The organism is Lacinutrix sp. (genome assembly GCF_023299985.1).
Taxonomy (GTDB): Bacteria; Bacteroidota; Bacteroidia; order Flavobacteriales; family Flavobacteriaceae; genus Lacinutrix.
This window is the reverse complement of record NZ_JALZVX010000174.1, coordinates 1-7,990: the sequence shown is the minus strand read 5'-3', so window position 1 is coordinate 7,990 and position 7,990 is coordinate 1. Positions and strand designations below refer to the sequence as shown.

The window sequence follows — 7,990 nt, the reverse complement described above, 5'->3', positions numbered from 1 at the left end:
TTATATCTTGGATGGAGACGGGAAAATAATTGCTAAAAACCTACGTGGTCAAGCTTTAGAAAATAAGGTTGCTGAGATTTTAGGTAACTAGATTTTACCTAACTTCTTCATTACAAATAAGACTACTATTGGTAGCGCTAAAACACCTACCATTGTTAAGTCTGTTTCTATTAAACCAGGTGCCATTATTAAAGTCATTATATAACCACCAACTGCGCCTCCAAAATGCGCATCGTGACCTATATTATCTGTTTTATTTTTCATTCCATAAATTGAATATAACAAATAACCTATTCCAAATAACCATCCAGGAATAACACCATAAATTTTTAAGTTGTAGGGCTCTAAAAGTATAGCTGAATAGATAATACCCATAACTGCTCCACTTGCTCCAACTGCACTATAATGGTAATTGTTTTTATTAAAAATTAACGATAATAAACTACCCGCAACCAAGCTTACTAAATAGACAATTACAAATTGAACTTCTCCTAATTCAACAATAACTATGTATGCAAAAAAATAAAGCGTAATCATATTAAATAGTAAGTGTTGCATATCTTTATGCAAAAAACCAGAAGTTAACATTCTTATTTTCTCTCCTCTGCTTATTGCTCCTATACTAAACTTGTATTTTTCGAAAAATTCGAAATCATTAAAACCTTTAAATGAAGCAATTGCATTAGCTGCAATTATGGCAATTGTAATGATATTTATATCCATAAACAATAAACGTATTTTTTAAATATAGCATATATTTGCTATTACAAATCTAAAACTAATTCATGCAATTATTAGCGTACATTTTAATTTATCCATTTTTTTGGTTAGTTTCTATACTTCCGTTTAAATTATTGTATGCCTTTTCAGATTTTATTTACCTTTTTATTTATCGCATTTTCGGTTATAGAAAAAAAGTTGTTCTAGAAAATTTAAGATTAGTTTTTCCAGAAAAGTCTTCGGAAGAAATAAACACAATCACTAAAAAATTCTACCATCATTTATGCGACATGGTCGTTGAGTCTATGAAATCTATGACTATTTCTGAATCTCAAATGAAAAAACGTTATGCTTTTACAAACGTTGAAGTTCTAAAGGAACTAGAAAAGCAAAACCGAGACGTTATTATTATGTGTGGCCACTATGCAAGTTGGGAGTGGATATTTATACTCCAAACCTACGTAAGCCATAAAGGATTCGCTGTTTACAAACAATTAAATAATAAATATTTCGACAGGTTAATTAAACGTATTCGCGCACGTTACAATAGCCACTTAATAACTACTAAAGAGACCATACAAACATTAAAAGACGTAAAAGCAAGTGGTGAGTTAAGTATTACAGGTTTTGTAGCAGACCAATCACCAAAACTAGATAAAGCATACCATTGGAATAGCTTTATGGGTATTACAGTACCAATTCACACTGGAGCAGAAATGCTTGCTAAAGAGTTAGACATGGCTGTTGTGTTTTTTGACGTTAGAAAAGTTGGTCGTGGTTATTACCAAACCACATTTAAAACTATTGCAGAGCATCCAAATGAATTTAAAAACTACGAAATTACAGATGTTTTTAAGTCTTTTGTTGAACAACAAATAAAAGAACAACCAGAGTATTATTTATGGACACATAAACGTTGGAAACATCGAAATAATGTGCCTACTGAGTTTCTATAAATATTGAATATAACACATACAGCTAAAAAAACCAGAACTATAATTAATTCTGGCTTTTCTTTATTTTAATGAGATTCCTTTTTTCAAAGGAATTAGTTACATATCAAACCAAGCATCTACTCTTAATTCTTGTGAAGGCACAAAAGTTTTGTGAATAAATTCGTTATTAGCTTTATTATACTCGTAATCTTTTGCCCATTCTAAGTGGTTTTTAGCTAAAGCAATTAAGCTATCACAAACATAATCTATCTCGTCGCATGTAGTTGTTGGATGAATAGACATACGTATCCAACCTGGTTTTTGTATTAAATCTCCTGATGTAATTTCACAAACCAAAGCATTAGATTGTTCTCTATCTACATTAAGTAAATAATGTCCATAAGTTCCTGCGCAACTGCAACCACCTCGAGTTTGTATTCCAAAACGATCGTTAAGTATTTTAACACCTAAATTAAAATGCAAATCTTCAATATAAAAAGAAACGACTCCTAGCCTATCTTTCTGGTTTGGCGCTAAAATTTTAATATTATCTATATTGTCTAAATTAGAAAACACTTGGTGTAATAATTCATGCTCACGGTCTAGCATATTTTTCACTCCCATTTGTTCTTTTAATTTAATAGACAAAGCTGTTTTTATAGTTTGTAAAAAACCAGGTGTTCCACCATCTTCTCTATCTTCTATACTGTCGATATACTTGTGTTCTCCCCAAGGATTGGTCCATGAAACGGTTCCTCCTCCTGGACAATCTGGCACCATGTTTTTATATAATTTCTTATTAAAAACTAGCACTCCAGAAGTTCCTGGTCCACCTAAAAATTTATGTGGTGAAAAGAATATAGCATCTAAAGCTTCGTCTTCATTTTCAGGATGCATATTAATATCTACATAAGGTGCAGAACATGCAAAATCTACAAAACAAACGCCTCCATGTTTGTGCATTACTTTAGCAATCTCATGATAAGGAGTCTGTATTCCTGTTACATTACTTCCGCCAATAACTGAAGCAATTTTAAGCGTACAATCTTTATATTGTTCTAATAATATTTCTAAATTTTCTATACTAAACAAACCGTCATCACCAGCAGGTATAACTTCTACTTTAGCCATTGTTTCTAACCAAGACGTGTGGTTAGAATGGTGTTCCATGTGCGTAATAAAAACTACAGGTCTAATTTCGTCTGGAATGGCGGTATACTTGCGTAAATTTTCTGGGACTTTTAATCCTAGAATACGCTGAAACTTGTTTACAACACTTGTCATACCGTTTCCTGCTACAATTAAAACATCGTCTGCATTTGTATTTACATGGCCTTTAATAATGTTTCTAGCTTTGTGGTATGCATTGGTCATTGCAGTACCAGAAACTGTAGTTTCTGTATGTGTATTGGCTACAAAAGGACCAAATTGATTAAGAATTTTCTCTTCAATTGGTCTGTATAATCGTCCAGAAGCAGTCCAATCTGTATAAATCATTTTTTGTCTGCCATAAGGCGAATCAAATTCTTGATCTATACCAACAATGTGTTTTCTAAATTGTGAAAAATAGTGTTCTAATTCAGATTGTCTTTCTCTTGGAGCTCGTGTTGTAATCATAGCATTTAATATTATATAGCTAAGGTACTAAATATTAGCTATTTCTTTAATTTCAGATATAATTTTATCTGCTAAATCATCAGCAATTTGTTGAGATTTTGCTTCAGTATAGATTCTAATAATTGGTTCTGTGTTACTTTTTCTTAAGTGTACCCAATTTTCAGCAAAGTCGATTTTAACACCATCAACAGTGTTTAGATTTTCATCTTTATAATTAAATGCCATTTGTTCTAAAATAGTATCAACATCAATTTGAGGTGTTAAAGCTATCTTTTTCTTGCTCATGAAATAACTTGTATACGTTTTACGTAATTCGCTAACGCTTATTTTTTTTTCTGCTAACATGGTTAAAAATAAAGCAACACCAACTAAAGCATCACGTCCATAATGAGACGCTGGATAAATAATACCTCCATTTCCTTCTCCTCCAATTACTGCGTTATTTTTCTTCATTAATGCCACAACATTTACTTCTCCAACAGCACTTGCCTCATATGTTCCACCATGCTTTTCTGTAATATCTCTTAACGCACGAGTAGAACTCATATTGCTCACAGTATTTCCTGGATTTCTACTTAAAACGTGATCTGCACAGGCAACTAATGTATACTCTTCACCAAACATTTCTCCATTTTCATCCATAAAGGCAAGTCTATCTACATCTGGATCTACAACAATACCAAAATCTGCATGATGCTTTTTAACTTCAGCAGATAGATCTGTTAAGTGCTCTTTTAAAGGTTCTGGATTATGTGGGAATTCGCCATTTGGCTCACAGTATAGTTTCACAGCCTCTACACCTAAACGTTCTAATAAAAGTGGAATTGCAATGCCTCCTGTAGAATTTACACCATCTACCACTACTTTAAAATTAGCTTTTTCAATCGCTTTTTTATCTACGAATTCTAAATCTAAAACTTCGTCAATATGTATATCTATATAAGCATCGTTTGCTGTAATTTCACCTAAACTATCAACATCTGCAAATTCCATAGCATCACTTTCTGCTATTTCTAAAATTTTAGCACCTTCAGCAGCATCTAAAAACTCTCCTTTTTCGTTTAATAACTTTAAAGCATTCCATTGTTTGGGGTTGTGGCTTGCTGTTAAAATAATACCACCATCTGCATGTTCCATTGGCACTGCAATTTCTACAGTTGGTGTTGTAGAAAGGTCTAAATCTATAACATCAATTCCTAATCCTACCAAAGTATTCATTACTAAATTCTGAATCATTGCTCCAGAAATTCTAGCATCTCTTCCAACTACAACTCTATAGCTCTCTTTTATACGTTGCGATTTTAGCCAAGTACCATAAGCTGCTGCAAATTTTACAGCATCAATTGGTGTAAGATTATCACCAACGTTTCCGCCAATAGTTCCTCGAATTCCTGAAATAGATTTTATAAGTGTCATTAAATATTATTTTAAATTGAATTACAAATATAGCATTTCAAAAGCGGATTTATATAGTATGAATTTGTAAATTCGACCTATGAATTTTCTCGCACACATTTATCTATCAGGAAACAACGAAGACATAACTATTGGTAATTTTATTGCTGATGGTATTCGTGGTAAAAAATATTTAAAGTACCCAACAGACATACAAACTGGAATTTTATTACATCGTCAAATCGATACCTTTACAGATACACATAAAACCGTAAGAGTAAGCACCAAAAGACTTCACGAAAATTATGGGCATTATTCTGGTGTGATTGTAGATATTTTATACGATCATTTTTTAGCAAAAAATTGGAGTAATTATTCTAACGTGCCATTGGCAGACTATATCGATAATTTCTACAACAGTTTACAAGATAATTTTGAAGTATTACCAGCAAGAATTCAAAAAATGATGCCTTACATGATTGCCGATAATTGGTTATTAAGTTATGCTTCCATCGAAGGTATTGGTAGAGTACTAGTTGGTATGAATAAAAGGACGCAAAACCGTTCGCAAATGAATCTAGCTGTAAACGAATTGCAAGAATTTTATAATGAATTTCAAGATGAATTTACTCGATTCTTTGATGAATTGATTAGTTTTTCATCTAAAAAATTAAAAGAAATAGAAAATAGATAATACGGTCTAGTCGATCGCAGTCGATAACGAATAATCAACACCTATGAAATTAAAAAATATCTTAATTACTTTTACGATAGTTTTAATCTGTTTCAATTGTAAAAAGAAAGAACAAGTTCGTGGTTTAGTTGCAAATAAAGCAATGGTAGTTTCTGCAAGAACTGAAGCTTCAAACATTGGAAAACAAATATTAGAACAAGGCGGAAACGCTTTCGACGCTATGATGGCTACAGATTTAGCATTAGCAGTTGCTTATCCATACGCTGGAAATCTTGGTGGTGGTGGTTTTATGGTTTACAGGCTTAACGATGGAAGTATTGGTGCATTAGATTATAGAGAAAAAGCGCCTTTAGCAGCAACCAAAGACATGTATTTAGATTCCCTAGGTAATGTAATTCCAAATTTAAGCACACGTGGTGCAATGGCTGTTGGTGTTCCTGGAACTGTTGCTGGTGTTTTTGAAGCCCATAGAAAATTTGGAACGCTTCCAATTGCAACAATAATTCAACCTGTTATAGATTTAGCGAACAAAGGTTTTATAGTTACAAAAAAACAAGAAGCACGTTTAACTGAAAAGCGTAAAGATTTTTTAAAAACCAATAAAGACACTATTCTTTTTGCTAAACATTGGAAAGAAAACGACAAAATAATTCAAGAAAACATAGCCAAAACACTCGTTTCTATAATGGTAAATGGTCGTGATGAATTTTACAAAGGAGAAACTGCCAAAATATTAGCGCAATTTATTCAAGATAATGGAGGTGTAATTACTAAAGAAGATTTATCAAACTATAAAGTAAAATGGCGTACTCCAATTACTTTTAATTATGGCGATTTACGTATTATTTCTATGTCTCCTCCTTCAAGTGGTGGTATTGCAATAGCACAAATATTAAAATCTGTAGAGGAGTATGATTTAGATGAATTTGGTCATAATTCTATTAAAACAATTCAAGTTTTGACTGAAGCCGAAAGACGAGCTTATGCAGATAGAAGCTATTATTTAGGTGATCCAGATTTTGTTAATGTACCACAGGATAAATTGATAAGTGATGCCTATTTAGAGGATAGAATGTCTGATTTTTCATTTGAAAAAGCAACACCATCAACAGAAATTACTCATGGAACTATAGATATTATAGAAAGTGATGAAACTACTCACTACTCTATTATAGATCAATTTGGAAATGCCATTTCAGTAACTACAACCTTAAATTCTGGTTTTGGTTCTAAATTGTATTGTGAAGAACTAGGTTTCTTTTTAAATAATGAAATGGACGATTTCTCAAGCAAACCTGGTGTTCCAAATGTTTACGGACTTATTGGAGCTAAAGCAAATGCCATATTACCAGAAAAACGCATGCTAAGTTCTATGACACCAACTATAGTTGAAAAAGATGGTAAGCTATTAATGAGCCTTGGAACACCTGGTGGCTCTACTATTATTACTTCAGTTTTACAAACCATATTAAATGTGCATGAGTTTGATATGACTATGAAAGAAGCGGTTGAAGCACCACGTTTTCATCACCAATGGTTACCAGACGAAATTAGAATGGAACCCAATCGTTTTGATAAAGAAACTATTTCTATTTTAAAGAAAAAAGGCTACACTATAAATGAAGAACGCTCACCTGTTATTGGTATTGTAGATGGTATATTAGTATTGGCAGATGGTAAACTAGAAGGTGGAGCAGATTCAAGAGGTGATGATGCTGCGTCTGGTTTTTAAATTGTTCATTATCTAAACATTATAAATTCACCCATACATAACTTCAATACCAAATCCAATATTTTCTCCTACTGCAAATACTACTTACACCGTAAATATTACAGATTCTTGTGGTGAAGCTATAAGTAATAGTTTCGATGTAACTATAGCAGAACCTGACGACCCTACATTTATAGTCTTAGAAAACTGTGAAGACACAACTATAAATGTTATTGGAACAGCAGGTGGCACTTTTACTTTTAATCCAATACCAACTGATGGTGCCATTATTAATTCTAATACTGGTGAAGTAACAAATGGTGTTACAAATACTAATTATATAGTTCAATACACTACCAACGGTCCTTCTTCATAATCTAGCTTTCAAAATGTCACTGTATTCCCAGAAGAAAATACTACTTTTACCTTAACTCCGGATTGTACTGGAGGAACAGCTAATTCAGTAACGTCAGGAGGCACTTTCTCTTTTGACACCATTCCAATTGATGGAACAACTATAGATGCGAACAGTGGAAGAGTAACCAATGCTCAACCAAACACTACATACACTATAGTTTATAACACAAATGGTCCATGTCCTGAAACTTCTACTGAACAACTAATTACATTAACTGGTCACAACCCAACCTGTGATGGCGCAACAGTAGCAACAGTAGCTACTCCTGGCGGAACTTTTACTTTTAATACAACACCAACTGATGCTGCTACATTAGATCCAGTAACAGGAACAATATCAGTAGTAACACCAGTAAACGACTTTGTTATTTGTGAACTGATGACTGATAATGTTGCAGACTTTGATTTAAGCACCATGACAGACGCGATATTAAACGGACAAGATCCAGCACTATTCACGGTAACCTATCATGAAACCCAAGGCGAAGCAGACATAGCAAT

General features: G+C 32.9%; 7 protein-coding genes. 3 read left to right on the top strand and 4 right to left on the bottom strand.

Going from position 1 to position 7,990, the window contains the following annotated elements:
* Positions 1-87: 87 nt before the first annotated feature.
* The gene (locus tag Q0C58_RS09465) at positions 88-723 is read right to left on the bottom strand and encodes a rhomboid family intramembrane serine protease (RefSeq protein ID WP_290700587.1); all 636 of its coding nucleotides are present in this window, start codon (positions 721-723) and stop codon (positions 88-90) included.
* Positions 724-785: 62 nt separating this feature from the next.
* On the opposite strand from Q0C58_RS09465, the gene Q0C58_RS09460 reads away from it, so the two are divergent.
* Entirely contained in the window at positions 786-1,676 is an 891-nt protein-coding gene (locus Q0C58_RS09460) for a lysophospholipid acyltransferase family protein (RefSeq protein WP_290700585.1), read from the top strand.
* A 96-nt stretch (positions 1,677-1,772) separates the two neighbouring features.
* Here the strand turns inward: Q0C58_RS09460 and Q0C58_RS09455 are convergent, their stop codons facing one another.
* Together Q0C58_RS09455 and glmM are read right to left on the bottom strand one after the other, a co-directional pair.
* Positions 1,773-3,272, bottom strand: coding sequence for an aminotransferase class V-fold PLP-dependent enzyme (locus Q0C58_RS09455; protein ID WP_290700583.1), 1,500 nt, complete (start codon positions 3,270-3,272; stop codon positions 1,773-1,775).
* Positions 3,273-3,299: 27 nt separating this feature from the next.
* Complete coding sequence (gene glmM / locus Q0C58_RS09450) at positions 3,300-4,688, bottom strand: phosphoglucosamine mutase (protein ID WP_290700581.1); 1,389 nt, start codon at positions 4,686-4,688, stop codon at positions 3,300-3,302.
* Between the two features lie 79 nt (positions 4,689-4,767).
* On the opposite strand from glmM, the gene Q0C58_RS09445 reads away from it, so the two are divergent.
* Positions 4,768-5,361 carry an acyl carrier protein phosphodiesterase gene (locus Q0C58_RS09445; protein ID WP_290700579.1) on the top strand — a complete coding sequence of 198 codons (594 nt, stop codon included), beginning with the start codon at positions 4,768-4,770 and terminating at the stop codon, positions 5,359-5,361.
* 43 nt (positions 5,362-5,404) lie between these two features.
* Entirely contained in the window at positions 5,405-7,093 is a 1,689-nt protein-coding gene (ggt, locus tag Q0C58_RS09440; protein WP_290700576.1) for a gamma-glutamyltransferase, read from the top strand.
* An 84-nt stretch (positions 7,094-7,177) separates the two neighbouring features.
* On the opposite strand, the gene Q0C58_RS09435 is transcribed toward ggt, so the two are convergent.
* Positions 7,178-7,360 (bottom strand): hypothetical protein, encoded by a 183-nt coding sequence (locus Q0C58_RS09435; RefSeq protein WP_290700575.1) that lies wholly within the window; start codon positions 7,358-7,360, stop codon positions 7,178-7,180.
* Positions 7,361-7,990: the final 630 nt, after the last annotated feature.

Excerpts from the sequence above, each read along its gene's own strand:
- Q0C58_RS09455 (WP_290700583.1), bottom strand. The coding sequence starts at position 3,272 with ATGATTACAACACGAGCTCCAAGAGAAAGACAATCTGAATTAGAACAC.
- Q0C58_RS09465 (WP_290700587.1), bottom strand. The coding sequence starts at position 723 with ATGGATATAAATATCATTACAATTGCCATAATTGCAGCTAATGCAATT.
- glmM (WP_290700581.1), bottom strand. The coding sequence starts at position 4,688 with ATGACACTTATAAAATCTATTTCAGGAATTCGAGGAACTATTGGCGGA.
- Q0C58_RS09435 (WP_290700575.1), bottom strand. The coding sequence starts at position 7,360 with ATGGCACCATCAGTTGGTATTGGATTAAAAGTAAAAGTGCCACCTGCT.
- Q0C58_RS09460 (WP_290700585.1), top strand. The coding sequence starts at position 786 with ATGCAATTATTAGCGTACATTTTAATTTATCCATTTTTTTGGTTAGTT.
- Q0C58_RS09445 (WP_290700579.1), top strand. The coding sequence starts at position 4,768 with ATGAATTTTCTCGCACACATTTATCTATCAGGAAACAACGAAGACATA.
- ggt (WP_290700576.1), top strand. The coding sequence starts at position 5,405 with ATGAAATTAAAAAATATCTTAATTACTTTTACGATAGTTTTAATCTGT.